We start from the raw sequence: 25,508 nt of genomic DNA, 5'->3' as shown, positions 1-25,508 counted from the left end.
TCTCTCTCGCTTAGGTAACCGGCGTACCCGATGTTAGCTCCTTACTCGGGAACGTCGCCGCCAGCCCTGCCCTGCCCTCCTCGGTGAGGACCACCGCGCGTGGCACCGACCCCCGCCGGTACCAGCCGCGTTCGAACAGGACGTCGGTGATCGCGGCGCCGAGCGCGCCGCCGAGATGCGACCGGCGCTCGGTCCAGTCGAGGCATTCCGGGGCGAAACGCCGCCTGGTCCCGCGGGCGCCCTCGACGTCCACGCCCAGGCCCGTCAGCAGGCGCTCCCCGGCCGGAGTGAGGTCCTGGCGGTCGTAGTAGCCGCCGTCCCTGAGCCGGTCGAGCAGGGCGACGCCGGCGCGGCCGGCCAGGTGGTCGTAGCAGGTGCGGGCCTCCTCCAGCAGGCGCGCCTGCCGGGACTGGCGCAGGGAGCGCACCGGCGGGCGGGCGCTCACCCTGGCCAGCGTCTCCAGGACCTCGGCGATCTCGTGCCCGGCCAGCCGGTAGTAGCGGTGGCGGCCCTGCCGGACGACGTCGACCAGGCCGCCGTCCAGCAGCCGGGCCAGGTGGGCGCTGGCGGTGGCGGCGCTCACGCCGGCGACCCTGGCCAGCTCGCCGGCGGCCAGGGCGCGGCCGCCGAGCAGCGCCGTCAGCATGGCGGCCCTGGTGGCGTCCGCGATGGCGGCGGCCACGGGCGCGATGTCGGCGTCACGGGCGATGTACTCCATGCTCACGACGCTAATACACCGATATTTCGCCCGGGGACGAAGTGTCAGCTCAGGGCCTTCCTGATGATCTCGCGGGCCCGGTCCATCAGCGCGAGGGGCGTGCCCAGCAGGACGTTCTTGGTCGCCGACTCCACGCCGGGACGCGGGCGCAGGGGCGCGACCGCCTCGGCCGCCCGTACCGCCGCCGCCATGGCCCGGCGTTCCACGACGGACGTCCTGCCGCGAAGCTGGGCGAACTCGTAGCGCTCCTCGCTGCGGGCGTGCAGCGTCACGGCGGTACGCAACTCGGCCAGCTTGTCCCAGAAGTCCGGGTGGTCCACGCCCGCCTCGTCGATCTCTACGAGCAGGCGCTTGGCCCGGTTCTCCTCGGCCAGCCGGTCGGACACCACGCCCTGCCCGCCGTCCACCTTCCTGCGGGCGTAGGGGTGGACGATCTCCTCCTCGGCGGTCTCGTGCACCGCCAGCAGGCGCGTCAGCCGTCCGAAGACCTCTTCCAGCCGTTCCGGCGGGGCCTGCTCGACCTCGTCGAACAGGTCCCTGATCTGGCCGTGCTGGGCCATCAGCACGTCGATGACATCGTGTTCAGCCACGTCCAGCGGCCTACCCGGGCGCCGGGCGGGCACGCGCCTCCTTACCGAACGCGGGTCGTTCGGCGACGCAACGCGGAGGTTGCCCGACCGGCCCGCGGGTAGGCGCAGCGACATGGCCTTCGACCCACTCCAGGAGCGGGGCATCCCGCTGGACGAGCAGCTGCGCGACTGGCGGGAGCTCAACGTCACGCCCATCGATCCCGACCACGCCGATCCCTACACCCGCTGCCGGATCATCACCATGAACGGCATCGAGTCCGAGGCGATCCAGTTCAGTCACCAGCTCGCCCGCCACTGCACCGACATGGAGCTCAAGCGGCAGCTCGCCCGCGTGCGCCATATCGAGGCGCAGCAGCAGAAGGCGGTCAACTGGCTGTTGCCCGGCGTCTCGTCGGTGCTGGAGACGACGATCGCCTACGAGCAGGTCGCCGTGGACCTGACGGCGTGGGTGGCCCGGATGGAGCCCGACCCGTACCTGACGAAGGCGTACGAGTTCGGCGTGCTGGAGGACTTCGACCACCTCTACCGGTACGCCAACCTGTACGAGATGATCGAGCACCGCAAGGCCGAGAAGATCGTCGACCAGCTCACCGAGGTCATGCCGGGGCGGCCGACGTACCTGCAGCACCGGGACCCGGTCGACAACGTGCGCGAGCCGTACGACCGGCACCACACCGAGCCGCTGTCCAAGCTGCACGCGCTGACCGTCATGGCCGCCGAGCAGCAGACCATGAACTTCTACATGAACGTCGGGCCGCTGGCCATGGAGCCGATCGCGCGTCGCCTCTACCAGGAGATCGCCATGGTCGAGGAGGAGCACGTCACCCACTACGAGTCGCTGGTCGACCCGGGCGAGAGCTGGTGGGAGATGTTGCTCAACCACGAGTACAACGAGTGCTACCTGTACCACTCGTTCATGGAGACCGAGTCCGAGCCCAGGGTGAAGGCCATCTGGGAGTTGCACCTGAACATGGAGATCGAGCACCTGCGGCTGGCCTCGGAGCTGTTCAAGCGGTTCGACGGGCGCGATCCCGACCAGGTGCTGGCTCCCGAGCTGCCGCCGCCGGTGACGTTCGAGCCGAACAAGGCGTACCTGCGCGACCTGCTCGCCACCCAGATCGACTGGACCACCCTCGGCACCGGGTACGTGCAGGAGGCGCACGAACGCTTCTCGCGGATGCAGGAGGCGGTCATGGGCGGGGACAAGCCCGCGTCGGAGCAGGTCATCGACGACAACCGGGCGGTGTCGGGCCGGGAGTACCGCCTGGAGACGGAGGGGCCGCATCCGGCGGGCCTGCAGCTCGGCCGCTGACCTGAACGGCGATCTCGTGGCCACCCGCTCGTACGCGGCCCGCTCGGGGCGGGGTTCGAGCGCGCGGCATGGGCGTCGCCCCCGCCACCGGAGGGGTTAGAGTGCGCGGCATGAGTGTCGCCCTCGTCACCGGTGCCTCGCGCGGCCTGGGGGCCGTGATCGCACGCCGCCTGGCCGCCGACGGCCTGACCGTGGCCGTCAACTACCACTCCGAACGGACCGGCGCGGAGAAGGTGGTCGCCGAGATCCGGGCCGAGGGCGGCGCGGCGGAGGCGTTCGGCGCCGACGTCACCGACGAGGGGCAGGTCGCCGCCCTGGCCGCCCGGGTCGCCGAGCGGCTCGGGCCGGTCGAGGTGCTGGTGGTCAACGCCACCGGGCCGCAGCCGTCGGTGCCGGTCGAGGAGCTGACCTGGCAGGACCACCTCGACCAGCTCCTGTTCTTCGTCAAGAGCCCCACGCTGCTGGTTCAGGCCGTACTGCCCGGCATGCGCGAACGGGGACGCGGCCGGGTGATCCAGATCGGCTCCGACATCGTCGACCGCAAGCTGCCCGGCATGTCGGCCTACGTCGCGGCCAAGGGCGCCCAGCACGCCCTGGCGCAGACGTGGGCCCGCGAGCTCGGCCCGTACGGGATCACCGTGAACGTCGTCGCGCCCGGCTGGATCCCGGTGGAGCGGCACGCGGGGGTCGACGAGGCCGGTTACCTGGCCGAGGTGCCGCTCGGCCGTATGGGCACCCCGGCCGACGTGGCCGCCGCGGTGTCCTTCCTCGCCTCGGACGCCGGCGCGTTCGTGACCGGGCAGCGGGTGACGGTCAACGGCGGTCACACCTAGGGCGACCTGCGTGGAAGCGTTCCGGTTTGGGGACTCGCGGAGGATTCGCTAGAGTTCTCTCGTCGCCCGGCATGAGCGGGGCGCACGCGGAAGTGGCTCAGTGGTAGAGCATCACCTTGCCAAGGTGAGGGTCGCGGGTTCGAATCCCGTCTTCCGCTCGGAGCTCCCGGCTCGGTGGCGTGGCCGAGAGGCGAGGCAGCGGCCTGCAAAGCCGTCCACACGGGTTCAAATCCCGTCGCCACCTCTGCAAGGACGATTAGCTCAGCGGGAGAGCGCTTCCCTGACACGGAAGAGGTCACTGGTTCAATCCCAGTATCGTCCACCAGCTCCGACAGCCAGGCCCTCGGGCCTGGCTGTCGGCGTTTACGGCGGTGCCCGTGCGGCGGGGCCGGCGTTTCTGGCTGTTCGGGTGCGGCGGGGCTGGTGTTTGTAGCAAGCGTTTGGTTCGATCAGGGCATGGACGCTCAGGAGATCGCCGACCGCCTGGAGATCGCCGACCTGCTGGCCCGCTACTCGCGGGCCATCGACTCCGGCGAATGGGACCTGCTCGACGAGGTGTTCAGCCCCGGCGCGATCATCGACTACCGGTCGGCGGGCGGCATCAGGGGCGGGCGGGCGGAGGTCAAGGCCTGGCTCGCCGAGGTGCTGCCGCAGTGGCCGGGGCGCCTGCACCTGATCGGCGCCGCGCGGATCGTCCTCACCGGCGACCAGGCGCGGGTCAGCGCGCCCTTCACCGACACCCTCGCCCCCACCAGGGACATGGCCGCCGCCGACGCCAAGGGGTTCCTGCACGGCGGCGGCTGGTACCACCACCGCATGCGGCGGACGGCGGACGGCTGGCGCAGCGACGAACTGGTGGAGGAACAGAGCTGGCGCACGGCCCACTGAGGCAACGCGCCCAAAGACCCGCTGAGGCGGCACACCCCAAAGGCCCAGTGGAACGAGAACCCGCGGAAGCGGGCTCGTTCAGGGGGTGTGGGTGGTGGTGAAGGGCAGGAGTTCGGTGGCGGTGCGGTGGGGGTCCTCCAGGATGGGGGTGTGGCCGAGGCCGGACAGCAGGACGACCTCCGCGCCCGGGACGACCTGGTAGTCGGCGGCGGACGAGGACCGCCATCTGCGGTCGTCCTCACCGAAGAGCACCAGGAGCGGCTTGCCGAGGGGCGCCAGCCGGTCCGGGAGCGGCCGTTCCGCCAGGTACTCGCGGGTGCCCTGCATCGTGGCGGTAAGGGTGTGGACGGTCATGCAGCGCACCTCGTCCAGGAGCTCGTCCGGGATCCGGTAGCCGGCGCGGCTGAAGCCGGTGCTCGCGAACGCGCGCAGCTGCTCGTCGGTCGGCGGCCACTGCGAAGGCGCGAACGAGCCCGAGGGCGGGGCGATGAAGGCGTCCAGGGAGGGGCCGGTGTTGACGAGGACGAGCGCGCTCACCAGCTCGGGACGCTGTTCGGCGAGGGCGGTGGCGACCACGCCGCCGCTGGAGTGGCCGGCGACCACCGCGCGGCCGACGCCGACCCGGTCCAGCGCCTCGCCGACCCGGCGGGCCTGCTCAGGAGTGGAGTAGCCGCGGTCGTCCGGTTTGGCGGAGCGGCCGTGCCCGAGCAGGTCGATCCGTACGACGCGATGGGAGCCCGTGAGCAGCGGGACCAGCTGGTCCCAGGAACGGGTCGAGGAGGCCGACCCGTGGACGAGCAGGAGGACGGGGGCGTCGCGGGGGCCGTCCTGGCACACGTGGAGGTCGCCGTCGTCCAGGGACAGGATCGTGTCGTCGCTCAGCCGCGGCCCGCTGTTGGAAAGGGTCATGAGGCCACTGTCGCGGCCGGTCCGCGCCTCTGGATTGGATGAATGTTCCCTCGGCCGGCTCCCCGGAACGAAGGTCAGGGGGGCGGGAGGGGGCAGCGGGTGGCGTCCTCGGCGTAGGACAGCAGCAGGTCGCGGGCCGTTCCCGGGTCGAACGGCTGGACGGCGTCCAGCAGGTGCAGGCCCAGACCGTCCTCCAGCGCCACCAGGTTCCTGGCGATCGTCATGGCGTCCCTCGTCAGCGCGAAGACGCCGGTCGCCGAGCCTGCCTCCAGGATGGCCGCGTACAGGGCGACCTGGCGCTCGTAGAGCCTGATGTGCTGGGCCGCGTACGCGGGGAGGCGCCGGGCGTGCGCGCCCAGCTCGTACAGCAGCACGCACAGCTCGTCGCCGGGCCCGGCGGGCAGCCCGCTGCCGATGGTCGTGACCAGGCGGCGCCGCAGGTCGGGCTCGCGGGCGGCGGCGGCCTCGCGGGCGGCGCAGAACCGGTCGACCGCCTCGCGCTGCACGTCCTGGAGCAGGTCGGCCATGCTCGGGAAGTAGTACAGCACCGACCCGGCCGACATGCTGGCGAGCTCGGCGACGTCCCGCAGCCGCAGGTCGAGGATGCCGCGTTCGAGCACCGCCCGGCGGGCGGCGGTGACGAGTTCGGCCCGTTTCTCCCGGGCCCGGCTGGGTCGCGCCATGGCGGCGATTCTTCATAGGGGCTTCAAAAAACGCAAGCCCTCCTTGACGTATGCCCCCGATAGTTCTTTGATACTCGCTCAAGGAACCCCCCAAGGAGGCGTCGTGGCAACAACGGCCGCCCATCCACACCTGCACCGGGGACTCAAGCTCCTCGGCACCCTCCTCCTCACCCTGTCCGCCATCACCCCCGCGTCCTCGGTGTTCATCATCGCCCCCGGCGTGATCTCCCAGGCCGGCAGCGGCGCGATCCTCAGCTACCTGGCCGGCGCCGTCGTGGGCGTGTTCATGGCCTTCGTCTACGCCGAGCTGGGCTCGGCGTTCCCGCTGACCGGCGGCGAGTACGCCATCACCGCCCGCACGCTCGGCCGGCTGCCCGGGTTCGTGGTGCTCGGGCTGATCCTCATCACGCAGCTGCTCATCATCGCCGTGATCGCGCTCGGCGTGGGCGCGTACCTGTCGGTCGTCTTCCCCGGTCTGGACGGGCCGCTGGTGGCGGCGGTGACGTGCCTGCTCACCACGGTCGTCGCGGTCTTCGACATCAAGCTGAACGCCTGGGTGACCGGGGTGTTCCTGGCCATCGAGATGATCGCGCTGGTGGTCGTGTCCGCGCTCGGCCTGTTCCGGCCGCAGCGCTCGCCGGTCGAGCTGATCACCCATCCCGTGGTCGCCGGGGACGGCGGCGCGCTGGTGCCCGCCTCGCTCGGGCTGATCGGCGCCGCGACCGCCGTCGCGATCTTCTCCTACAACGGGTACGGCTCGGCCGTCTACTTCGGCGAGGAGGTGCACGACGCGCCGAAGAGCATCGCCAAGACGGTGTTGTGGGCGCTCGGCGTCACCGTCGCGGCCGAGCTGGTGCCGGTGACGGCGGTGCTGATGGGCGCGCCGTCGTTGCCCGGCCTGTTCGGCGCGGAGAACATGATGCAGTACTTCGTCACCGCCCGCGCCGGGTCGGTTGCCAACACGGTGATCTCCCTGGCCGTCGCGCTGGCCATCCTCAACGCCGTGCTGGCCATCATCCTCATCACCTCGCGCATGTTGTTCAGCACCGGCCGGGACCGCGCCTGGCCCGCGCCGGTCAGCCGCCTGCTGTCGTCGATCCACACCCGGTACGGCTCCCCGTGGGTGGCCACGGTGCTGACCGGCGTGGTCAGCGCGGCCTGCTGCTTCATCGACGAACGTTTCCTGCTGGTGGTGACCGGCACCTCGATCGTGGCGGTGTACGCGGCGCTGTGCCTGGGGGCGATCGCCGGGCGGCGCAACGGCTCGACGGGCCACGCGGCGTACCGGATGCCGTGGTTCCCGCTCGCGCCGGTGCTGGCGGTGGCCGCGCTGGCGTACGTGATCTACCTCAACGCCCTGGACCCGGTGATCGGACGGCCCAGCCTGTACGTGACGGCCGGGATCGCGGTGGTGTCGGCGGCGTACTATCTGGGGGTGCTGCGGCGGCGCGGCGGGTGGGATCTGGCTGAACCATGAGAGTGATCATCTTCGGGGCGACCGGCATGGTCGGGCGCGGCGTGCTCAGGGAGTGCCTGCTCGACGAGCGCGTGACGGCCGTGCTCACGGTCGGCCGGTCGCCCACGGGGACGGTCCACGGCAAGCTGCGCGAGATCACCCACGCCGACCTGTCGGACCTGTCCCCCGTCGAGGGCGAGCTGGCCGGCTACGACGCGTGCTTCTTCTGCCTCGGCGTGTCCGCGGCGGGCATGAGCGAGCAGGACTACCGGCGGGTCACCTACGACTACACGCTGGCGGCCGGCACCACGCTGGCCCGGCTCAACCCGTCCTCGACCTTCGTCTACGTCTCGGGCGCCGGCACCGACGAGCACGGCCGCGCGATGTGGGCGAGGGTGAAGGGCGCGACCGAGAACGCGCTGCTGGCGCTGCCGTTCCGGGCCTACATGTTCCGTCCCGGCTACATCCAGCCGATGTACGGCGTCACCTCGCGTACTCGCTGGTACCGGCTGGCCTACGTGGTGGCCGCGCCGCTCTACCCGCTGCTGCGGCGGTTGTTCCCGTCCTCGGTGACGACGACCGAGCGGATCGGACAGGCGATGATCAACGTGGCCGAGCGCGGCGCGCCCGAGCGGATCCTCGGCCCGGCGGCGATCAACGCCCTGTGAGGGCCTGCCTCGGCACCAGCGGCACGGCCAGCAGCGCGGCGAACGCGGCCAGCCCCCACACCGCCTCCCACGAGGCGACGGCGAGCACCACGGGGACGAGCAGCGGGGTCAGGAAGCCCGAGGCGAAGCAGGCGGTGCCCTCCAAGCCGAGCGCGGTGCCCGCCCTGGCCGCGCCCGCCAGGGCGGCGATCTCGGTGTAGGCGATGCCGTGCCAGGAGTTGGCCAGCAGGCCGCCGGCCGCCAGGGCGGCGACGGTGACCGGCGTGGGCGCGTGCGTGAGCACCGCGGCGGCGGCCATGGCGACCCCGGACAGTGCGCCGATGGCCCGGATCCAGGTGCGGCGCCCGCCGCGCCGGTCGGTGCGCCTGCCGGTCCAGATGCGCGCCGCGCCGCCGCCGAGCTGGGCGATCAGCACCGTGAGGCTGGCCAGGGCGGCGCCCGCCCCCTTGACGTCGTGCAGGAACACGGCGGTGAAGGACAACACGGCGAACTGCGGCACGGTGAGCAGCCCGCTGGCCAGGGCCACGCGCCACACGTCCCAGCGCCGCAGCGGCGAGGGGCCGGGTTCGGGCGCCGCGGTGGCGGTCTCCGGGCCCGGCCCGTGCAGCCAGCGCCAGGTGGCCGCCGCCGCCAGCAGGCAGAACACCGCCGGTACGGCGTAGACGGCGCGGAAGCCGTACCGCTCGGCGAGCCAGGGCAGCAGGGCGACCCCGACCGCGCCGCCGACGGGGATCGCGGTCTGGCGCACGCTCATCGCCAGCCCCCGCTCGCCGTCGGCGAACCAGGTCATGACGGCCCGCCCGGAGGCGCCGTTCACGCTGCCGCCCAGCGCCCCGGCGGCCAGCAGGCACACCGCCAGCAGGGCCACTCCCGCGTGCTCGGACGGTGTGACCGCCGCGGCCATCACCGCCCGCAGCTCGCCCGTGGCGGTCAGCCCGAGGAGCAGCACGCGGCGGTCGCCCCACCGGTCGGTCAGCACACCCCAGGCGATGTCCGAGGCGGCCACGCCCAGCCCCAGGCAGGACAGGACCAGGCCGAGCGAGCCCAGGGACAGATGGTAGCCCGAGCGCATGGAGACGGCGGTGACCGGGATGCCGGAGAACATGGCCGAGAAGGACGCCTGGGCGCCGACGCCCACGGACAACACGGTCCATCGGTGCCGTGCGCCGTACCGGCGGGTCCCGCCGCGAGTGGTGATGAGTGTCGTCACAACGCCCCCAAATAACCGGACTTAGTGGTTAGTCACTCTGAGGGTGCCAGAAGTAACTTGTCAACACGGTTACTATCGAAGTTGTGGACTTCACCTTCGTCAGCGGCAACCTCGGCCTCGACCTCGCCGGCACCATCGGCCACCGGCGCGGCGCGCGTATCGACCTGCTGCCCACCCCCGCCGACCTGGCCCGCTGGACGGTCCGCGCCGGCCTGCTCGACGAGCCGCCCGAGGCCGGCGCCGACGACCTGGCGCGCGCGGCGGCCCTGCGCGAGGCGATCTACCGGCTGGCCACGGCGGCCCGCGAGGGCGTCCCGTACGGGAAGGGCGACCGCGACGTGCTCAACGAGTTCGCCCGGCGCCCGCCCGCGGACGTCGCGCTCGCCGAGCGCGGCCTGCGGCGGGGCGGCGGCCTGCCCGGCGCGCTGTCCACGACCGCGCGCGCGGCGATCGAGCTGCTCGGCGGCCCGCAGGCGGGGCTGATCCGCGAGTGCGAGGCCGCCCCCTGCACCCGCCTGTACGTCGACGCCTCCCATCGCCGCACCCGCCGCTGGTGCGACATGCGCGGCTGCGGCAACCGCGCCAAGGCGGCCGCCTTCCGCGCCCGCACCGGCGCCTGACCCGGACGCCCAGGGACACCCCATACGGGACGCCTCACCCGGGATGATGGAATAACCGCACGCGGCCGGACGCTACGGTACCTGTCAAAGATTCAACAGTCATGGATGGTGACTAAAGTGCAGTTCGGAATCTTCAGTGTGGGCGACGTGACCACCGACCCCACCACCGGCAGGACCCCGACCGAGCACGAGCGGATCAAGGCGATGGTGGCGATCGCGCTCAAGGCCGAGGAGGTCGGGCTCGACGTGTTCGCGATGGGCGAGCACCACAACCCGCCGTTCGTGCCGTCCTCGCCGACCACCATGCTCGGCTACATCGCGGCCAGGACCGAGCGGCTGATCCTGTCCACCGCCACGACGTTGATCACCACGAACGACCCGGTCAAGATCGCCGAGGACTTCGCCATGCTCCAGCACCTGGCCGACGGCCGGGTGGACCTGATGCTGGGCCGCGGCAACACCGGGCCGGTCTACCCGTGGTTCGGGCAGGACATCCGCCAGGGCATCCCGCTGGCCGTCGAGAACTACGCGCTGCTGCACCAGCTCTGGCGCGAGGACATCGTCGACTGGGAGGGCCGCTTCCGCACCCCGCTGCAGGGGTTCACCAGCACGCCGCGCCCGCTCGACGGGGTGCCGCCGTTCGTGTGGCACGGCTCGATCCGCAGCCCGGAGATCGCCGAGCAGGCCGCGTACTACGGCGACGGCTTCTTCGCCAACAACATCTTCTGGCCCAAGGAGCACTTCATCCGCCTGATCAACCTCTACCGCCAGCGGTACGCCCACTACGGGCACGGCACGCCCGAGCAGGCGATCGTCGGCCTGGGCGGCCAGGTGTTCATGCGGAAGAACTCCCAGGACGCGGTGCGCGAGTTCCGCCCCTACTTCGACAACGCCCCCGTGTACGGCCACGGGCCCTCGCTGGAGGAGTTCACCGCCGAGACCCCGCTCACCGTGGGCAGCCCGCAGCAGGTCATCGACCGGACGCTGGAGTTCCGCGAGTTCTTCGGCGACTACCAGCGGCAGCTGTTCCTCATGGACCACGCCGGTCTGCCGCTGAAGACCGTGCTGGAGCAGCTCGACATCCTCGGTGAGGAGGTCGTGCCGGTGCTGCGCAAGGAGCTCGCCAAGGACCGCCCGGCCGGCGTCCCGGACGCCCCGACGCACGCGTCGCTGCTGGAGGCCCGTACGTCCCAGGCCGTCGAGGTCTGACCCCTCCGAGAAAGGGAGATCCCCCCATGAAGCTCGTCGTCGTCACGGCCGGTCTGACCCAGCCCTCCTCCACCCGCCTGCTCGCCGACCGCCTGGCCGAGGCCACGCGGCGGCGGCTGGACGAGGAGGCCGAGGGGACCGAGGTGCGTGTGGTCGAACTGCGCGACCTGGCCGTGGACATCGCCAACAACCTGGTGACCGGCTTCCCCGGCACCAGGCTGCGCGAGGTGGTCGAGGCCGTGACGGAGGCCGACGGGCTCATCGCGGTCACGCCGACGTTCAGCGCGTCCTACAGCGGCCTGTTCAAGTCGTTCTTCGACGTGCTCGACAACACGGCGCTGACGGGCAAGCCGGTGCTGGTCGCCGCCACGGGCGGCACCCCGCGCCACTCGCTCGCGCTGGAGCACGCGCTGCGTCCGCTGTTCGCCTACCTGCGGGCCGTGGTCGTGCCGACCGCCGTCTACGCCGCCGCGGAGGACTGGGGCGGCGGCGGGGACGCCTTCACCGACGGTCTCGGCGAGCGCATCGACCGGGCCGCCGGCGAGCTGGCCGCGCTGCTGCTGAACCGGGCTCCGCGGCAGGCCGCGGCCGAGGACGAGGTCGTCCCGTTCGCGGAGCAGCTCGCGGCTTTGCGCCCGCTGCGCTAGTTTGCAGCGGTGCTGACCGCTATGTTCCTCTCGCTGTCCCTCGTCCTCACACCCGCCTCCCCGGCCGGTCTCGACGAACCACACAAGAAGGACATCGCCATGCGGCTGGTGTCCAGCGCGGAGAACTCGTCACTGGACTGGAAGGCGCAGTACGGCTACATCGAGGACATCAAGGACGAGCGGGGCTACACCGCGGGCATCATCGGCTTCTGCTCCGGCACCGGCGACATGCTGAAGCTGGTCGAGCTGTACACCCGGCGCAGGCCCTCGAACGTGCTGGCCAAGTACCTGCCCGCGCTGCGCAGGGTCAACGGCAGCGACTCCCACAAGGGCCTCGGGAAGCCGTTCGTCAGGGACTGGAAGAAGGCCGCCGCCGACCCCGCCTTCCGGCGGGCCCAGGACGCCGAGCGCGACCGCGTCTACTTCGACCCGGCCGTCCGCCGCGCCAAGAAGGACGGCCTGCGGGCCCTGGGCCAGTTCGCCTACTACGACGCCATGGTCATGCACGGCCCCGGCGCCGACAGGCTGAGCTTCGGCGGCATCAGGAAGGCCGCCCTGGCCAAGGCCGCGCCGCCGGCCCGGGGCGGCGACGAGGTCGCCTACCTCAACGCGTTCCTCGACGCCAGGAAGGCGGCGATGAAGGCGGAGGACGCCCACGACGACACCACCCGGGTCGACACCATGCAGCGTGTCTTCCTCAGGAAGGGCAACCTCGACCTCACCCCGCCGCTGACCTGGAAGGTGTACGGGGACAAGTACACCATCAAGCGCTGATCGGGCGATCACGGTAGGTTGGTGAGCCAGCCAAACAAACGGGGTTAATCATGTCCAACGGTGCCCGTCATGGTCTGGGAGTGGTCGCGGGCCTGCTCCTTCCTCCACTGATCGCCGCCTGCCTCATGTACGGCATCGGCGAGATCAGCCTCACGATGGCCACGCGCTTCACCGTCTCCTGGCTGGGACTCGGCGTGGTCGCGGCTGCCGGGGCCGGGCTCGCGTTCCTGGCCGGCTCGCGCCTGTCGCCGATCGCCTCGCTCCTCGGCGGCCTCGCCTTCACCGCGCTCGGCGTGGTGCCCGCGGTGGAGATGAACGCCGGCTTCCGCGTGATCCCGGACGGGCTGGTCACCGGGAGCCTCTTCACCGGGTTGCAGACCGTCATGTACTCGGGCGTCCTGCTGTTCCTCGGCGTGGCCCTGCTGGTCGTGTCGTTCTTCCCGTCGCGCTGGCGGTCCCAGGAGCGGCCGTCGGTCTACACCTCCGACTACGGCGCGACGGGGTCGCCGTACCTGCCGCCGGGCATGTCCCAGGACGTCACAAGGCCGATGCACCGCGAGTGAGCCGTACCGGGCCTGGCAGAATGCGGCCATGCGCGACTCGAAGATCGTCGACTTCCTGGCCGAGCTGGCCGAGAACGTGCCCGCGCCCGGCGGCGGGGCCACCGCCGCGCTGCACGCGGCGCAGTCCGCCGCGCTGCTCGGCATGGTGGCCCGTTACACCACCGGCGAGCGGTACGCCGAACACGCCGAGACCGTCGTAGGGGTGATCGGCGAGACCGACGCCCTGCGGGCCCGGGCTCTGCGGCTGGCCGAGGAGGACGCGGCCGCGTTCACCGCGGTCTCCGACGCCTACCGGCTGCCCAAGGGCGAGGAGCGCAGCGCGTCCATCGCCCGCGCGCTGGCCGGCGCGGCCGAGCCGCCCGCCCGGGTGGTGGAGACCGCCACGCGGCTGGTCGAGCTGTGCGAGCTGCTGCTGCCGATCGGCAACCGCAACGTCGTCACCGACGTCGCCGCCGCCGCCGACGCGGCGCGCGCCGCGCTCACCACGGCCCGGCTGAACGTCGAGATCAACCTGCGCGGCATCAAGGACGAGCGGGTACGCGAGGCGCTGGACTCCCGCCTGGCCGACGTCGAGGCCGCCGTCGCCAGGGCAGACCGGGTCACCGCCGAGGTACGCGAGGAGATCACCCGTTGAAGACGCTGACCGGCCGCGACCTGGCCGCCGCCATCAGGGACCAGACCCAGACCGAGGCCGCCGCCGGGCCGCAGCCCAGGCTGGCCGTCGTGGTGGCCACGGCCGACGAGGCGAGCCTGTGGTACGTGCGTTCGATCGCCAAGGCCGCCGCGGGCGTCGGCGTCGCCTGCGACATCGTCGACCTCGGGCCCGCCGCCGACCCCGGCAGGATCCATGAGACGCTGGCCGGGCTCAGCGCCGACGACGCCGTCCACGGGGTCATGTTGCAGACCCCGCTGCCCGCCGGCGCCTCGGCCCAGGAGCTGGCCACCGCCATCGACCCGCGTAAGGACGTCGACGGCGCGAGCCCGCTCTCGCTCGGCCGCCTGGCCGCCGGGCTGCCCGCGTTCCCGCCGGCCACGGCCGCGGCCGTCATGGCCCTGCTCGACCACCACGAGGTGCCGCTCGAGGGGCGGCGGGCGGTGGTCGTCGGCCGCTCGACCGTGGTCGGCAAGCCGCTGGCCCACCTGCTGCTCGACCGGCACGCCACGGTCACCGTCTGCCACTCGCGCACCCGCGACCTGGCCGCGGTGACCTCGGCGGCCGACGTGCTCGTGGCCGCCGTCGGCCGGGCCGGGCTGATCGGCGCCGCGCACGTCGCGCCGGGCGCGGTGGTGATCGACGTGGGCACCAACCCGACCGACGACGGCGGGCTGACCGGCGACGTCGACTTCGCGGCGGTGTCGGAGGTGGCCGGCGCGCTGACCCCGGTGCCCGGCGGCGTCGGCCCGGTGACCACCGCGCTGCTGCTGCGCCACACCGCCCGAGCGGCGAACCTGCCCTGACCCCCGACGTCTGGAAAGTGGAGGCCCGTGATGGGTGACGTCCTGATCGTGCAGAACAGCAGGAGCGGCGGTCCGAGCCGGTTCGGCGGCTGGCTGGAGGAGGCCGGGCTGCGGCTCGACGTGGTGCTCGCGCACGACGGCGCCCCGCTGCCCGACCGGCTCGACCGGCACGACGCCATGATCATGCTCGGCGGCGGCTACCTGCCCTCCGAGGACGACCGGGCGCCGTGGCTGGCCGGCGCCCGGCGGCTGGTGGGCCAGGCCGTGGCCGAGGGCGTGCCGCTGTTCGGCATCTGCCTGGGCGGCCAGATGCTGGCCGAGGTCGCCGGCGGCGAGGTGACCGGCGACACCGGCGCGCCGGAGAACGGCAGCCTGCCGGTCACGATGCGTCCCGAGGCGGCCGGCGACCCGCTGTTCCACGGGCTGCCGCCGGTGGTGCCCGCGATCGAGCACCACAAGGACGCCGTCACCCGGCTGCCCGAGGGCGCGGTGTGGCTGGCCGAGACGCGGGCCTGCCCCTACCAGGCGTTCCGGGTGGGCGAGCTGGCGTGGGGGGTGCAGTTCCATCCCGAGGTGCTGCCCTCGCGGGTGCGCGAGTGGACGCCCGACGGCTTCGACCCCGAGGAGGTCTACGCCGGGGCGGTGGCCGACGAGCCGGTCTCCACGCCGGTCTGGCGGGAGGTGGCGCTGCGCTTCGCCAAGGTCGTCAGCGCCCGTACGCCTGCCAGCCGAGCGTGACGGCCACGGCCAGCCCGCAGGCGGCGGCCAGGTAGCGCAGGCTGTTGCCGGGCATCCGGCGAACGATCTTGGGCCCGAGCCAGCCCCCGATCAGGAACCCGGCCGCCAGCGGCGCGGCCGCGCCCCAGTCCACCGGCCCGAACAGCGCGAACCCGGTCGCCGCCACCGCGTTGGCCAGCCCGGACAACACGTTCTTCATGGCGTTCAGCTTGGCCGGGCCGTGGTCGATCATGGCCGACAACACGGCGAACATCAGGATGCCGCCGGCCGCGCCGAAGTAGCCCACGTAGACCGCCACGCAGAACAGCGCGACCCGGACGGCCGGGCCGCGCTCGCCGCGCGGGTGCGCCGACGGCGGGCGGACCAGCAGCAGCGAGGCCATCGCGATCAGCCAGGGCGCGATCAGCTCGAACGTGCTCGACGGCGTCACCAGCAGCAACAGCGCGCCCGTCGCGCCGCCGAGCGCGGACACCGGGCCGAGCCTGAGCACCCGGCCGCCCTGCCCGGCCAGCTCGGGGCGCGACCCGGCCGCCGCGCCGACGCCGGTGAAGACGAGGGCGACGGTGTTGGTGACGTTCGCGGTCAGCGGAGGCAGGCCGAAGGCCAGCAGCGCCGGGTAGGAGACGATCGACGCCAGGCTCACCACCGTGCTGACCACGCCTGCGGCCACACCCGCGCCGAGCAGGCCGAGGACATCTGCGACGATCACCCGGCCATGCTACGGCCCGTCCTTTTTGTCCCCACGTGTGCCCCTTCCTCGTACGGCGGCGGTGCCCTGTCCGACGCGGCCAGGGGCGAAAAGCCCTACCTTTGGGCAGGTGCGGGTAAACAGACTTCACCCCTGGCCGGACGACGCCGCCGAGGCCGAGGCGATCCAGGACCGGCTGCGCGGGCGCGTCGAGCTCACCGGGCCCACGGCGTTCTCCCTGGTGGCGGGCCTCGACGTGCACTACCACGGGGACGACGACGTGACGGCGGCGGTGGTCGTCCTCGACGCGGCGACCCTGGAACCGGTCGAGCAGGCGGTGGCCCACGGCAAGGCGGCCTTCCCGTACGTGCCCGGCCTGTTCGCCTTCCGCGAGCTGCCCACCCTCGTCGAGGCACTCGAACGCCTGGCCGTCACCCCCGACCTGCTGGTCTGCGACGGCCACGGCCTGGCGCACCCGCGCGGCTTCGGGCTGGCCTGCCACCTCGGCGTGCTGACCGGCCTGCCGGCGCTCGGCGTGGCCAAGACCCCGTTCGTGGGCGTGCACGAGACCCCCGGACCGGAGCGCGGGGCCTGGACGCCGATCGTCCACGAGGGCCTCACCGTGGGCAGGGCGCTGCGCACGCGGCGGGACACGAAGCCGGTCTACGTCTCGCCGGGCCATCGCATCAGCCTGGACACGGCCACGTCCCAGGCCCTGCTGCTCACGCCCCGGTACCGGCTGCCGGAGCCGGTGCGCCAGGCCGACCACCTGGCCCGCCACCCGTCCGGGCCGTGAGCGCCCGCCCGGACGGGGTCAGCGCCGCCAGGCCCAGACGACCAGCCACACGCTGAGCCCGAAGATCGTCATGCCGAGCGGCACGTGCGCGGCCACCGCCCCCGACCCGCCGAGCATCGACTGCAGGAACCCGAGCAGCAGCACCCCCAGGCTGACCAGCGCGGGCCAGCCGGCGCCGCGCCCCGGCCGCCACAGCAGCACGGCCGCCACGAGCTGGAGCAGCCCGAGCAGGTGGACGGCGCCGGCCCCCGCGCCGTGCAGTCCGGCGCCGGCCCCGCTCATGAGCTGACCCGCCGTGACGGCCTGCAGCAGCACCGACAACATGCTGAGCGTGGCGAGGGCCTTGAACGCGGTCAGGTACCCGCTCCCCTTGACGACCTGGGTGACCACTTGACTCTCCTTCGAGCTCGGACGAACGCCTCCAGGATCGCGCCGCCGCCCGGCCGGGGCATCCGCCGCCCGTCGTCATCCTCGCTACACCCCACGTCGTACGCTCAGGACGGCAGGTGCGCCCCCGAGCCCGCCAGCGGGGGCAGGATCGCCTGGGCGTCCGCGCCGCCGAACCACAGTCCGATCACGAACGCGGCCGTCGCCTCGAGCTGCGCCGCCCGGTCGAGCCCGCCGCCGTCCAGCGGGGTGCAGCCGAGGTCGCGGACCAGCTCGCGGACCAGCCCGAGCGCCGTGGCGTCGTCGCCGCACAGGGGCACCGCCAGCGGGCGTCCGGCGAACACGGGCGGCCGCATCCGCCACACGTCCACGTGGCACAGGTTGAACGCCTTCACCACATGGCCGCCTGTGAGGTCGGCGATGAGCCGGGCGAGCGGACGCGCGGGGTCATGCCGGTCGGGGCCGGCGTTCGTGACGTCGATGAGCGGCTTGCCGCGCAGCGCCGTACCGGTGGCGCCGAGCACGTCGGCCAGCCCCTCCGCCCGCACGCCCACCATCGCGACCTCGCCGAACCCGGCCGCCTCCGCCCAGCTCCCCGCCCGCGCCCCCGGGACGCCGGCCTGGGCGTTCATGCTCTCGGCCCGGCTCCGGGCCCGTACGGGGTCGCGGCCGCTGACCATCACCTCGTGCCCGGCCCTGATCCACTGCGTGCCGAGCGCGTCGGCCATGCCGCCGGCCCCCAGGATCCCGATCTTCATGGTCGTCCTCCGTGTTGTGAACGGGCTTTACTAGTAGAAGGACTCTAGAAATCTCGTCACACACCATTTGGTGCCTAATGGAGGCGTTCAGTTGTTCATCGCCGACTGCCAGGCCAGGCTGGCCTTCGACCTGGTCGCCAACACCTGGAACGCGGTCGTCGTCTGGTCGCTGCGCCACGGCCCACGCCGTCCCGGGCAGCTCCGCGCGGAGATCGGCGGGATCAGCGCCAAGGTGCTCACCGAGACGCTGCGCCGCCTGGAGTTCAACGGGCTGGTCGTCCGCCGCTCCTACGCCGAGGCCCCGCCCCGCGTCGAGTACGAGCTGACCGACCTGGGCCGCACCCTGCTGGGCCCGATCGAGGCGTTCGGCGAATGGGCCCACGCCCACGGCGAGGAGGTCATGGACGCCCAGGACAGGTGGACGGGCCGAGCCCCCGTTGACACCTCTCCATGAGGATTCTTTCACAATGCGTTACCGAATGATTACCCTGGGTAGCTAGACGGTGGTTGTCCGACACCGTTCCCAGGAGGTTTCCATGCCTGCCGTCCACCGCCGCGCCGCCGTCCTGACCGGCGGCCTGGTCCTGTCCGCAGCCCTGTCCGCAGTGCTGACCGGAGCCCTGTCCGGCGCACTGTCCACCACCCTGTTCACCCCGACCGCGCACGCCGTCGTCGACCCCGCGCACGCGGTCCCCTGCGCCGCCGAGGCCGCCACCGGCCTGACCACCCTGATCGATCCGACGGCCCCGCAGGCGCCGAGCGAGATCCCGGCCGCGGGCTGCCTGCATCCCTGACCGGCCACCACGATCCACCGGCATCGGCGGTACGGCGGACCACGCCGTACCGCCGATCTCGGCCCTCCTCCGTCCGGCAGCGCGATTCCCATGCCCGAACAGCAGCAGTCGAGGAGTCCCCATTGAAATTCCGAATCCTGATCAGCGCAGCGGCCCTCGCTCTGGCGGCGGCGGCCGCCGTTCCCCCAATCGCCCTCGGGTCAGGGGGCCGAAACGAACCGGGGAACATCAATGTCCAGGCCATCGTCGACCGGGTCAACATCTTCACGTCGTAGTGAGGCCCCCACAGTTGACCGTGGCCGAGCCTGCTCCCCGGCCGCGGGGCACGCTGGAGCACATCGGCTACGTCATGTTCCTCAGCCGATGGATACAGGCGCCGCTCTACCTCGGGCTGATCGTCGCCCAGGTCGTCTACGTGTGGCGGTTCATGGTCGAACTCGCCCACCTGGTCCAACTCGGGTTCGGCGGCAACCCCCCGGAAACCACGATCATGCTGATCGTCCTCGGGCTCGTCGACGTCGTGATGGTCTCCAACCTGCTCATCATGGTCATCATCGGCGGCTACGAGACCTTCGTCTCGCGGCTGCGCATCGACGGGCATCCCGATCAGCCCGAGTGGTTGTCCCATGTCAACGCAAACGTCCTCAAAGTCAAGCTGGCCATGGCGATCATCGGGATCTCGGGGGTGCACCTCCTGCAGATCTTCATCAACGCCGCCCGGCCGGCCATCACCGACAGGGAACTCGTATGGAAGACACTGATCCATCTCACGTTCGTGGTCTCGGCGCTGGCGCTGGCCGTGATGGATCGGATCATGGCCGGTGGCCGGCACGGCCAGCAGGCGAACGCGCACCGGGAGCAGCAGCCCGGCGGCGTCACACAGGAACGCGTCGCCGCCGCCTAGCAGCGGCGCTGCTAGGCGGCGCCCGGCTGATCGTCGGCGCGGCGCCGCTGGTCGGTGCGGCGTTGGTGGCGGTCGGGGCGCCCGCGTACGCCTCGACCGCCCCGGCCTCGGAGGCGGCGGAGGCGGCGGAGGTGCCGGAGGCGTCCGACGCGGGCCCTGCGCGGGGGCCGCGGCCGCTCATCGGTGACGTGATCGTCTTCAACGACGAGATCGTCGAGCCGGTGTCGCTTCCGGTGAGCACCTGCGGCGGCCTGCTGCCGGTGCTGAGCCGCGCGCCCGCCGGGTGCGAGGGCACGTCCCGGGTGTCGGACGACGACGCCTGAAGTTCCCGGCGCCCGCCCGCGGGGGCGGGCGGGCGCCGGATCCCGGCCGGTCAGCCGTAGAGGCGTTCCAGGACCTGGGCCACGCCGTCCTCGTCGTTGGAGGACGTACGGTGCCGGGCCGCGGCCAGCACCAGCGGGTGCGCGTTGGCCATCGCGTACCCGGCCCCGGCGAAGGCCAGCGCGGGCAGGTCGTTGGGCATGTCGCCGAACGCCACCACCTCGGCGGGCTCGACGCCCCGCTCCCGGCAGAGCTCCGCCAGCATGGCAGCCTTGGTCACCCCGGGCGCGCTGACCTCCAGGAGCCCCGGCACGCCGGAATGCGTGACCTCGGCCAGCCCCCCGATCGCCGCCACCGCGACGGTGTTCATCTCGTCGGTGGTGTGCGCGGGCGAGAGCACCAGCAGCTTGACGATCGGCTCGCCCGCCTCGCACGCCGAGGCCACCTCGCGGTAGTTCTGCACGTCGTGCGCGACCCGCCTGGTGTAACCGGCCTCGGTGAGCACGCCCGTACCGGTCTCGACGGCGAAGGCCACTCCGGGCAGGGCCGCCGCCAGGCTGTCGGCGACCCGTCTGGCGGCCCGTGGCTCGATCGTGCGGCTGGCTACGGCCTTCTCGGTGGCCAGGTCGTACAGGACGGCGCCGTTGCTGCAGATCGCCAGGCCGGTCAGGCCCGTCCGGCCGGCGAGCAGGCGGACGGAGCGCGGCGGGCGGGCGGTGACGAAGACGATCTCCGCGCCCGCCGAGCGGGCCAGGCGCATGGCCTGGTCGGTACGGGGGGAGATGGCGCCGGATGAGGTCAGGAGGGTGCCGTCCAGGTCGGTGGCCACGATGCGGGGCGGGATGGTGGAGGTCACGTCACATACCGTAGGTCCTGGTCCGGCGGTGTTCACGGAGTAGGGTGCCCTTCGTGGTTTCACCTTCCGGTCGTTTCGCCCGGTCCGGTCCCCGTCCGGACGATCGGGTCGCCTCTGTCTTCCGCTTCGCCACGGAGCTGGCCGCCGGCATCGCGGCGCCGTGGGCGCTCGCCCCGCGGTCGGTGCCGCTGGCCGTGTTGTCGGTGGTGGTGCTGATCGGGCTGCCGACGGTGTGCGCCACGCCCGGTGACAAGCGGGGCGTGCTGGTCGCCGTGCCGGGGTTCGTGACGGTCGCCCTGGTGGGCCTGCAGCTGGTGGTCGCGGTGGCGGCGGCGTGGGTGGCCTGGCACGCGGTCGTGGCCGCGCTGGTCACGGTGCTGTCGGTGGTGACGGTGGTGCTGGAACTGCCGCGCTGGCGCTGGCTCCTGACGGGCTGACCCGGCCCCGGCGGCACGTACCCGGAGGGAATCCGGGGGCGGAGGGTCAGAGGCGTAGTTCAGGGGGGAGGCGGGTGGCGGCGTTGAGGAGTTCCAGGCCGATCAGCTCGCCCGCGCTGCCGTAGTCGAGGACCACGTCCTCCGAGACGGTCTGGCGGACCGCCTCGCCGGGCACAATCTCATGCTTCATCGCGATATAAGCGATATTTCGTTCTTTGTCCCAGTTGACGTACACGGTCCGGGTGCGCTGGAGGTCCGGCGGGGTGTCGTCCCAGCTCAGCAGGCCCTCCTTGGCCTCGTGCGAGCCGGCCAGCGCCGCCCGTACCATGGCCAGCGCCAGCTCGACGGCCCGCAGCGAGTCGGGCCCGGTCGCCCTGCGCTCGTGCTCCCACCCGGCCAGCCCGTCGATCCGGTACGGGCACGACCACTCCCCCGTCACCTCCTCGTACGGCACGCCGACGGTGACGACCACCTCGCGCGGCGGCCCGGTGTCGAGCGTCAGCACCCGCTGAGCGATCTCGTACATGCCCGGTGATCTACCCCCACGCCCGCGGCCGGACCCATATCTTCCGCGACCGATGCGTTCCTGCCCGGGCCGCGGCGAGTTAGTGTGCGTTAGGGTCGCAAGGGGGCCTACATGAACGACTCGTTCGGCACACGCCTGCGTGGCAGGCTCGACAAATTCGGCCCGCTCTGTGTGGGCATCGATCCGAGCCCGGCGCTGCTCGACGCCTGGGGCCTCGACGACTCACCGAGCGGCCTTGAGCACTTCAGCCGCACGGTGGTCGACACGATCTGCGACGTGGCCGCCGTGGTCAAGCCGCAGTCGGCCTTCTACGAGCGCTGGGGCAGCCGCGGCGTCGCCGTCCTGGAACGCACCATCGCCGATCTTCGCGAGGCCGGCACGCTGGTGCTGCTCGACGTCAAGCGCGGCGACGTCGACACCACGATGGCCGCCTACGCCGAGGCCTACCTCGACCGGGGCAGCCCGCTGGCCGCCGACGCGGTGACGTTGAGCCCCTACCTGGGGTTCGGCTCGCTGGAGGTGGCGATCACCTCGGCGGTGGCCAACGACGCCGGCGTGTTCGTGCTGGCCCGCACCTCCAACCCGGCGGCGGCCGGCCTGCAGCAGCGGGTGGCCGACCTGGTGATCGCCGGGGCCGCCGCGGCGAACGCGGGCCATCGGCCGTTCGGGCCGGTGGGAGTGGTCATGGGGGCCACGCTGCCCACGCTCGACCACTCCCTGGCCGGTCTCAACGGCCCGATCCTGGCTCCCGGGCTCGGCGCGCAGGGCGCCTCCCCCGCCGACCTGGCCCGGCTGTTCGCCCCGGTACGCGGCTCCGTCGTGCCGTCGGTCTCCCGGGCCGTCCTGGCCGACCCGAAGCGGCTGCGGTCGATGACCATGCGTTACCGGGACGAATGCGTCACGTACCTGACGGACTGAGGCGGTTGACGGCGGCCAGCACCGCGCGCACCGACGCGGTGAGCACGGAGGTGTCCTGACCCGCGCCCCAGCCGGTCACGCCGCCCACTTTCGCCTCCACGTACGCGACGGCGTTGCTGCCCGTGCCCTCGTCCATCGCGTGCTCGGCGTAGTGCAGGACGTCGACCTCGACGCCGTCCCCGGCGAGCGCGGCGGCCAGCGCGGACAGCGGCCCGTTGCCGGTGCCGCGCAGCACCCGCCCCGACTCCAGCACGCCCTCGAACTCGTGTGCCCCCGGCGCGGTCTCGGCCGTGCGCCACGAGGCGAACCCGCCGCGCTCGCCCGGTGCGATGTAGGTGGCGTGGAAGAGCTCCCACAGCGACTCGGCGGTGATCTCCGCGCCGCTGTCGTCCGTGGCCCGCTGGACCACCGCCGAGAAGTCGATCTGCAGGCGGCGCGGCAGGTCGAGGCCGTGGCGGGCCCCCAGCAGGTACGCGATGCCGCCCTTGCCCGACTGGCTGTTGACCCGGATGACCGCCTGGTAGTCGCGCCCCACGTCGGCCGGGTCGATGGGCAGGTACGGCACCTCCCACGGCGCCCGCTCCGGCGGCACGCCCAGCTCGGCGGCCCGCGCGGCGTGGTGGGCCAGGCCCTTGCCGATGGCGTCCTGGTGGGAGCCGGAGAAGGCGGTGTAGACCAGGTCGCCGGCGTAGGGGTGGCGGTCGGGGACGGGCAGGCGGTTGCAGTGCTCGACGACCCGCCTGATCCCGTCGATGTCGGACAGGTCGAGCATCGGGTCGACGCCCTGGGAGTGCAGGTTGAGCGCGAGCGTGACCAGGTCGACGTTGCCGGTGCGCTCCCCGTTGCCGAACAGGCAGCCCTCCACCCGCTGCGCCCCGGCCAGCACGGCCAGCTCGGCGCAGGCCACGCCGGTGCCGCGGTCGTTGTGCGGGTGCACCGACAGGATCACCGAGTCGCGGCGGTCGAGGTGGCGGTGCATGTACTCGATCTGGTCGGCGTACACGTTGGGGGTGGAGATCTCGACGGTCGCCGGGAGGTTGTGGATCACCGGGCGGTCCGGGGAGGCGTCCCAGAGGGCGGTCAGGTCGTTGCAGACCTCCAGCACGTAGTCGGGCTCGGTGAGGTTGAACACCTCGGGCGAGAACTCGAAGCGCACTGGCAGGTCCTCGGCCAGGCGGGCCACCTGGCCGGCCGCGTCCAGGATGAGCTTGCGCAGGTCGTCCCGGTCGTGGCCGAGGACCACGTTGCGCCAGGTGGGGGCGGTCGCGGTGTAGAGGTGCACGACGACGTCGGGCAGGCCCCTGATCGACTCGAAGGTGCGCTCGATCAGGTCGCTCCGGGCGGCGGTGAAGGCCACCACGGTCACGTCGCCGAGCACGACGCCGGGCTCGGCCAGCTCCCTGAGGAAGTCGAAGTCGAGCCTGCTGGCCGAGGGGTAGCCGACCTCGATCTCCTTGAAGCCCATCCGCACCTGGAGGTCGAACAGGCGGCGTTTGCGCGCCGGGTCCATCGGCTCGGCCAGCGCCTGGTTGCCGTCGCGCAGGTCCACGGGGACCCAGAGGGGGGCGCGGGTGATGCGGCGCGAGGGCCAGGCGCGTTCGCCGGTCCGCGGCACCTCGACCCGCTCGTGGGCGGGCCGGTAGCGGTGGTGGGGCATCACGCTCGGGCGTTGCCGGTTCCATGCGTACATGTCGGGTTCCTTCTCGGTGGTCGGGTCGACCGGCAGCACCTCGCACGCCGCGGCGGGGTGCCGGTCCGGTCAGGCCCCGCCGCGGCGGCCGAGAAGAAGGAGACCGTACGACGACATGGCGGCTACACTAACCACAACACAGGTCCTCAGACAACCTGAGAGGTACGCATGCCGCTCGGCGCCCTTCGTCCCAGCCCCCTGGTCGACCAGGCCGTCCAGCATCTGCGCGAGCAGATCACCGGGGGCCACTGGCCGGTCGGCACCCGTCTGCCGGGCGAGAACGCGCTGGCCAAGACGCTCGGGGTGGGCCGTTCCACGGTCCGCGAGGCGCTGCGGGCGCTGGCCGGGGCGGGGCTAGTGCAGGCGCGTCAGGGTTCGGGCGTGTTCGTGATCGCCAGTGAGCCGGTCCAGGACTGGGCCACGCGGCTGCGGCGGGCCGCGATCAGCGACGTCTACGAGGTGCGCATGATGGTCGAGACGCAGGCGGCCCGACTGGCGGCGGCGCGGCGTACGGACGAGGACGTGGCGGCGATGGAGGCGGCGCTCCAGGCCCGCGAGCGAGCCGGGCCGGCGGACGACGCGGCGTTCGTGGACGCCGACATCGCGCTGCACGCGGCGATCGTGGCGGCGGCGGGCAACCCGGTGCTCACGGACCTGTTCGCCGAGTTCGCTCCGGCGTTGCGGGAGAAGCTGATCGACATGGTGGAGCTGCTGGGGCTGCGCGAGCACGACCGCACCCCGGGGCACGACACGCACGCCGCGCTGGTGGCGGCGGTCCGCGACGGTGACGCGCGGGCGGCCAGCGACCTCCTTCAGGCCGAGCTGGACCAGACACTCGCCCACCTGCACGACGGCGCCCCCGGCTCCCGCTGACGGCGGTGCGGCCCGGGGCCGGTGGGTCAGCCGGTGGGGCCGGCGTCGGGGCGGACGACGGTGCCGGGGGCCGTGTGCTCGTCGTCCGTGTCGGCGGGGTCGGGGTCCTGCTGCTTCTCGGGCCGGTCGGCGGAGACCGGGCGGCGGGCTCTGGGCGTGCCCGAGGCGGAGCGTTCGGCGACGACGTCGCTCTCCCCGTCCACGCCCCTCACCGTCTCGGGCAGCTCCTCGGGCGGCTCCTCGGGTTTGTCGCTCATGGCCCCCAGCCTGCCCGTCCCGGCCTC

33 protein-coding genes and 3 tRNA genes are annotated in these 25,508 nt (G+C 72.6%); 24 read left to right on the top strand and 12 right to left on the bottom strand.

The features are described 5' to 3' along the window. Positions 1-10 precede the first annotated feature (10 nt). Together DMB42_RS16835 and DMB42_RS16830 are read right to left on the bottom strand one after the other, a co-directional pair. Positions 11-718: a helix-turn-helix transcriptional regulator gene (locus DMB42_RS16835; protein ID WP_125635521.1), complete on the bottom strand. Its 708-nt coding sequence runs from the start codon at positions 716-718 to the stop codon at positions 11-13. 44 nt (positions 719-762) lie between these two features. Further along, on the bottom strand, positions 763-1,308 hold the full coding sequence (locus tag DMB42_RS16830; RefSeq protein ID WP_260477739.1) for a hemerythrin domain-containing protein: 546 nt from the start codon (positions 1,306-1,308) through the stop codon (positions 763-765). Between the two features lie 112 nt (positions 1,309-1,420). Here DMB42_RS16830 and DMB42_RS16825 point away from each other — a divergent pair, with 112 nt between their 5' ends. The 6 genes from DMB42_RS16825 to DMB42_RS16800 all read left to right on the top strand — a co-directional run bounded on the left by DMB42_RS16825 (position 1,421) and on the right by DMB42_RS16800 (position 4,341). Then, positions 1,421-2,620: a hypothetical protein gene (locus DMB42_RS16825; RefSeq protein WP_125635517.1), complete on the top strand. Its 1,200-nt coding sequence runs from the start codon at positions 1,421-1,423 to the stop codon at positions 2,618-2,620. Positions 2,621-2,730: 110 nt separating this feature from the next. Further along, positions 2,731-3,453 carry an SDR family NAD(P)-dependent oxidoreductase gene (locus DMB42_RS16820; protein WP_125635515.1) on the top strand — a complete coding sequence of 241 codons (723 nt, stop codon included), beginning with the start codon at positions 2,731-2,733 and terminating at the stop codon, positions 3,451-3,453. A gap of 86 nt (positions 3,454-3,539) precedes the next feature. Further along, positions 3,540-3,611: transfer RNA gene (locus DMB42_RS16815), tRNA-Gly, on the top strand. A 15-nt stretch (positions 3,612-3,626) separates the two neighbouring features. Next, positions 3,627-3,697, top strand: a tRNA-Cys gene (locus DMB42_RS16810). 6 nt (positions 3,698-3,703) lie between these two features. Further along, positions 3,704-3,778, top strand: a tRNA-Val gene (locus DMB42_RS16805). A gap of 131 nt (positions 3,779-3,909) precedes the next feature. Beyond that, positions 3,910-4,341: a nuclear transport factor 2 family protein gene (locus DMB42_RS16800; RefSeq protein ID WP_125635513.1), complete on the top strand. Its 432-nt coding sequence runs from the start codon at positions 3,910-3,912 to the stop codon at positions 4,339-4,341. Between the two features lie 78 nt (positions 4,342-4,419). On the opposite strand, the gene DMB42_RS16795 is transcribed toward DMB42_RS16800, so the two are convergent. Together DMB42_RS16795 and DMB42_RS16790 are read right to left on the bottom strand one after the other, a co-directional pair. Further along, the gene (locus DMB42_RS16795) at positions 4,420-5,250 is read right to left on the bottom strand and encodes an alpha/beta fold hydrolase (RefSeq protein ID WP_125635511.1); all 831 of its coding nucleotides are present in this window, start codon (positions 5,248-5,250) and stop codon (positions 4,420-4,422) included. A 74-nt stretch (positions 5,251-5,324) separates the two neighbouring features. Further along, positions 5,325-5,933, bottom strand: coding sequence for a TetR/AcrR family transcriptional regulator (locus DMB42_RS16790; RefSeq protein ID WP_125635509.1), 609 nt, complete (start codon positions 5,931-5,933; stop codon positions 5,325-5,327). A gap of 103 nt (positions 5,934-6,036) precedes the next feature. On the opposite strand from DMB42_RS16790, the gene DMB42_RS16785 reads away from it, so the two are divergent. Both DMB42_RS16785 and DMB42_RS16780 read left to right on the top strand, forming a co-directional pair. Further along, on the top strand, positions 6,037-7,410 hold the full coding sequence (locus DMB42_RS16785; RefSeq protein WP_221762188.1) for an APC family permease: 1,374 nt from the start codon (positions 6,037-6,039) through the stop codon (positions 7,408-7,410). Continuing rightward, on the top strand, positions 7,407-8,057 hold the full coding sequence (locus tag DMB42_RS16780; protein WP_125635505.1) for an NAD-dependent epimerase/dehydratase family protein: 651 nt from the start codon (positions 7,407-7,409) through the stop codon (positions 8,055-8,057). Before DMB42_RS16785 ends, DMB42_RS16780 begins: the two co-directional genes overlap by 4 nt. Here DMB42_RS16780 and DMB42_RS16775 read toward each other — a convergent pair. Next, positions 8,044-9,267, bottom strand: coding sequence for an MFS transporter (locus DMB42_RS16775; RefSeq protein ID WP_221762187.1), 1,224 nt, complete (start codon positions 9,265-9,267; stop codon positions 8,044-8,046). The two genes, DMB42_RS16780 and DMB42_RS16775, sit on opposite strands and share 14 nt — an antisense overlap. An 83-nt stretch (positions 9,268-9,350) precedes the next feature. On the opposite strand from DMB42_RS16775, the gene DMB42_RS16770 reads away from it, so the two are divergent. The 8 genes from DMB42_RS16770 to DMB42_RS16735 all read left to right on the top strand — a co-directional run bounded on the left by DMB42_RS16770 (position 9,351) and on the right by DMB42_RS16735 (position 15,276). Next, positions 9,351-9,887 (top strand): ABATE domain-containing protein, encoded by a 537-nt coding sequence (locus tag DMB42_RS16770; protein WP_125635503.1) that lies wholly within the window; start codon positions 9,351-9,353, stop codon positions 9,885-9,887. Between the two features lie 117 nt (positions 9,888-10,004). Continuing rightward, positions 10,005-11,096 carry an LLM class flavin-dependent oxidoreductase gene (locus DMB42_RS16765; RefSeq protein WP_125635501.1) on the top strand — a complete coding sequence of 364 codons (1,092 nt, stop codon included), beginning with the start codon at positions 10,005-10,007 and terminating at the stop codon, positions 11,094-11,096. Between the two features lie 26 nt (positions 11,097-11,122). After that, on the top strand, positions 11,123-11,743 hold the full coding sequence (locus DMB42_RS16760) for an FMN reductase (protein ID WP_125635500.1): 621 nt from the start codon (positions 11,123-11,125) through the stop codon (positions 11,741-11,743). Between the two features lie 9 nt (positions 11,744-11,752). Continuing rightward, a complete protein-coding gene (locus DMB42_RS16755) occupies positions 11,753-12,517 on the top strand; it encodes a chitosanase (RefSeq protein ID WP_312024738.1) in 765 nt (254 codons plus the stop codon). 50 nt (positions 12,518-12,567) lie between these two features. Then, on the top strand, positions 12,568-13,080 hold the full coding sequence (locus tag DMB42_RS16750; RefSeq protein ID WP_125635498.1) for a hypothetical protein: 513 nt from the start codon (positions 12,568-12,570) through the stop codon (positions 13,078-13,080). A 28-nt stretch (positions 13,081-13,108) separates the two neighbouring features. Then, positions 13,109-13,714: a cyclodeaminase/cyclohydrolase family protein gene (locus DMB42_RS16745; protein ID WP_125635496.1), complete on the top strand. Its 606-nt coding sequence runs from the start codon at positions 13,109-13,111 to the stop codon at positions 13,712-13,714. Continuing rightward, a complete protein-coding gene (locus tag DMB42_RS16740) occupies positions 13,711-14,538 on the top strand; it encodes a bifunctional 5,10-methylenetetrahydrofolate dehydrogenase/5,10-methenyltetrahydrofolate cyclohydrolase (protein WP_125635494.1) in 828 nt (275 codons plus the stop codon). Before DMB42_RS16745 ends, DMB42_RS16740 begins: the two co-directional genes overlap by 4 nt. 30 nt (positions 14,539-14,568) lie before the next feature. Further along, positions 14,569-15,276, top strand: coding sequence for a type 1 glutamine amidotransferase (locus tag DMB42_RS16735; RefSeq protein WP_125635492.1), 708 nt, complete (start codon positions 14,569-14,571; stop codon positions 15,274-15,276). On the opposite strand, the gene DMB42_RS16730 is transcribed toward DMB42_RS16735, so the two are convergent. Further along, positions 15,245-15,985 (bottom strand): sulfite exporter TauE/SafE family protein, encoded by a 741-nt coding sequence (locus tag DMB42_RS16730; RefSeq protein ID WP_125635490.1) that lies wholly within the window; start codon positions 15,983-15,985, stop codon positions 15,245-15,247. The genes DMB42_RS16735 and DMB42_RS16730 overlap by 32 nt on opposite strands. A 109-nt stretch (positions 15,986-16,094) precedes the next feature. Here DMB42_RS16730 and DMB42_RS16725 point away from each other — a divergent pair, with 109 nt between their 5' ends. Then, positions 16,095-16,760 carry an endonuclease V gene (locus DMB42_RS16725; protein ID WP_125635488.1) on the top strand — a complete coding sequence of 222 codons (666 nt, stop codon included), beginning with the start codon at positions 16,095-16,097 and terminating at the stop codon, positions 16,758-16,760. Between the two features lie 18 nt (positions 16,761-16,778). Here DMB42_RS16725 and DMB42_RS16720 read toward each other — a convergent pair whose 3' ends face one another. Together DMB42_RS16720 and DMB42_RS16715 are read right to left on the bottom strand one after the other, a co-directional pair. Further along, positions 16,779-17,150 (bottom strand): hypothetical protein, encoded by a 372-nt coding sequence (locus tag DMB42_RS16720; protein ID WP_125635486.1) that lies wholly within the window; start codon positions 17,148-17,150, stop codon positions 16,779-16,781. 104 nt (positions 17,151-17,254) lie between these two features. Beyond that, entirely contained in the window at positions 17,255-17,905 is a 651-nt protein-coding gene (locus DMB42_RS16715) for an NADPH-dependent F420 reductase (RefSeq protein ID WP_125635484.1), read from the bottom strand. Between the two features lie 91 nt (positions 17,906-17,996). Here DMB42_RS16715 and DMB42_RS16710 point away from each other — a divergent pair, with 91 nt between their 5' ends. The 4 genes from DMB42_RS16710 (at position 17,997) to DMB42_RS16695 (ending at position 19,926) form a co-directional block, all read left to right on the top strand. Next, the gene (locus tag DMB42_RS16710; protein WP_221762186.1) at positions 17,997-18,359 is read left to right on the top strand and encodes a helix-turn-helix domain-containing protein; all 363 of its coding nucleotides are present in this window, start codon (positions 17,997-17,999) and stop codon (positions 18,357-18,359) included. Between the two features lie 82 nt (positions 18,360-18,441). Further along, positions 18,442-18,699, top strand: a complete 258-nt coding sequence (locus DMB42_RS16705; RefSeq protein ID WP_125635480.1) for a hypothetical protein — start codon at positions 18,442-18,444, stop codon at positions 18,697-18,699. Positions 18,700-18,994: 295 nt separating this feature from the next. Further along, entirely contained in the window at positions 18,995-19,603 is a 609-nt protein-coding gene (locus DMB42_RS16700; protein ID WP_260477738.1) for a TIGR00645 family protein, read from the top strand. A gap of 62 nt (positions 19,604-19,665) precedes the next feature. Beyond that, positions 19,666-19,926: a hypothetical protein gene (locus DMB42_RS16695; RefSeq protein ID WP_125635478.1), complete on the top strand. Its 261-nt coding sequence runs from the start codon at positions 19,666-19,668 to the stop codon at positions 19,924-19,926. 50 nt (positions 19,927-19,976) lie between these two features. On the opposite strand, the gene DMB42_RS16690 is transcribed toward DMB42_RS16695, so the two are convergent. Beyond that, the gene (locus DMB42_RS16690; RefSeq protein WP_260477737.1) at positions 19,977-20,780 is read right to left on the bottom strand and encodes an HAD family hydrolase; all 804 of its coding nucleotides are present in this window, start codon (positions 20,778-20,780) and stop codon (positions 19,977-19,979) included. Positions 20,781-20,833: 53 nt separating this feature from the next. Here DMB42_RS16690 and DMB42_RS16685 point away from each other — a divergent pair, with 53 nt between their 5' ends. After that, positions 20,834-21,217, top strand: a complete 384-nt coding sequence (locus DMB42_RS16685) for a hypothetical protein (protein WP_125635476.1) — start codon at positions 20,834-20,836, stop codon at positions 21,215-21,217. A 46-nt stretch (positions 21,218-21,263) separates the two neighbouring features. Here the strand turns inward: DMB42_RS16685 and DMB42_RS54230 are convergent, their stop codons facing one another. Further along, positions 21,264-21,743, bottom strand: a complete 480-nt coding sequence (locus DMB42_RS54230) for a DUF2283 domain-containing protein (protein WP_221762185.1) — start codon at positions 21,741-21,743, stop codon at positions 21,264-21,266. Between the two features lie 111 nt (positions 21,744-21,854). Here DMB42_RS54230 and pyrF point away from each other — a divergent pair, with 111 nt between their 5' ends. Next, a complete protein-coding gene (pyrF, locus tag DMB42_RS16675) occupies positions 21,855-22,661 on the top strand; it encodes an orotidine-5'-phosphate decarboxylase (RefSeq protein ID WP_125635474.1) in 807 nt (268 codons plus the stop codon). Here the strand turns inward: pyrF and DMB42_RS16670 are convergent. Beyond that, positions 22,642-24,351, bottom strand: coding sequence for a 2-isopropylmalate synthase (locus DMB42_RS16670; RefSeq protein WP_260477736.1), 1,710 nt, complete (start codon positions 24,349-24,351; stop codon positions 22,642-22,644). The two genes, pyrF and DMB42_RS16670, sit on opposite strands and share 20 nt — an antisense overlap. 168 nt (positions 24,352-24,519) lie before the next feature. On the opposite strand from DMB42_RS16670, the gene DMB42_RS16665 reads away from it, so the two are divergent. Then, positions 24,520-25,224 carry a FadR/GntR family transcriptional regulator gene (locus DMB42_RS16665; protein ID WP_125635472.1) on the top strand — a complete coding sequence of 235 codons (705 nt, stop codon included), beginning with the start codon at positions 24,520-24,522 and terminating at the stop codon, positions 25,222-25,224. Positions 25,225-25,250: 26 nt separating this feature from the next. Here the strand turns inward: DMB42_RS16665 and DMB42_RS16660 are convergent, their stop codons facing one another. Continuing rightward, positions 25,251-25,481 carry a hypothetical protein gene (locus tag DMB42_RS16660; protein WP_125635470.1) on the bottom strand — a complete coding sequence of 77 codons (231 nt, stop codon included), beginning with the start codon at positions 25,479-25,481 and terminating at the stop codon, positions 25,251-25,253. Positions 25,482-25,508 lie beyond the last annotated feature (27 nt).

This window comes from Nonomuraea sp. WAC 01424 (genome assembly GCF_003947315.1).
GTDB lineage: Bacteria > Actinomycetota > Actinomycetes > Streptosporangiales > Streptosporangiaceae > Nonomuraea > Nonomuraea spiralis.
This window is presented reverse-complemented; position numbering and strand designations above follow the sequence as displayed.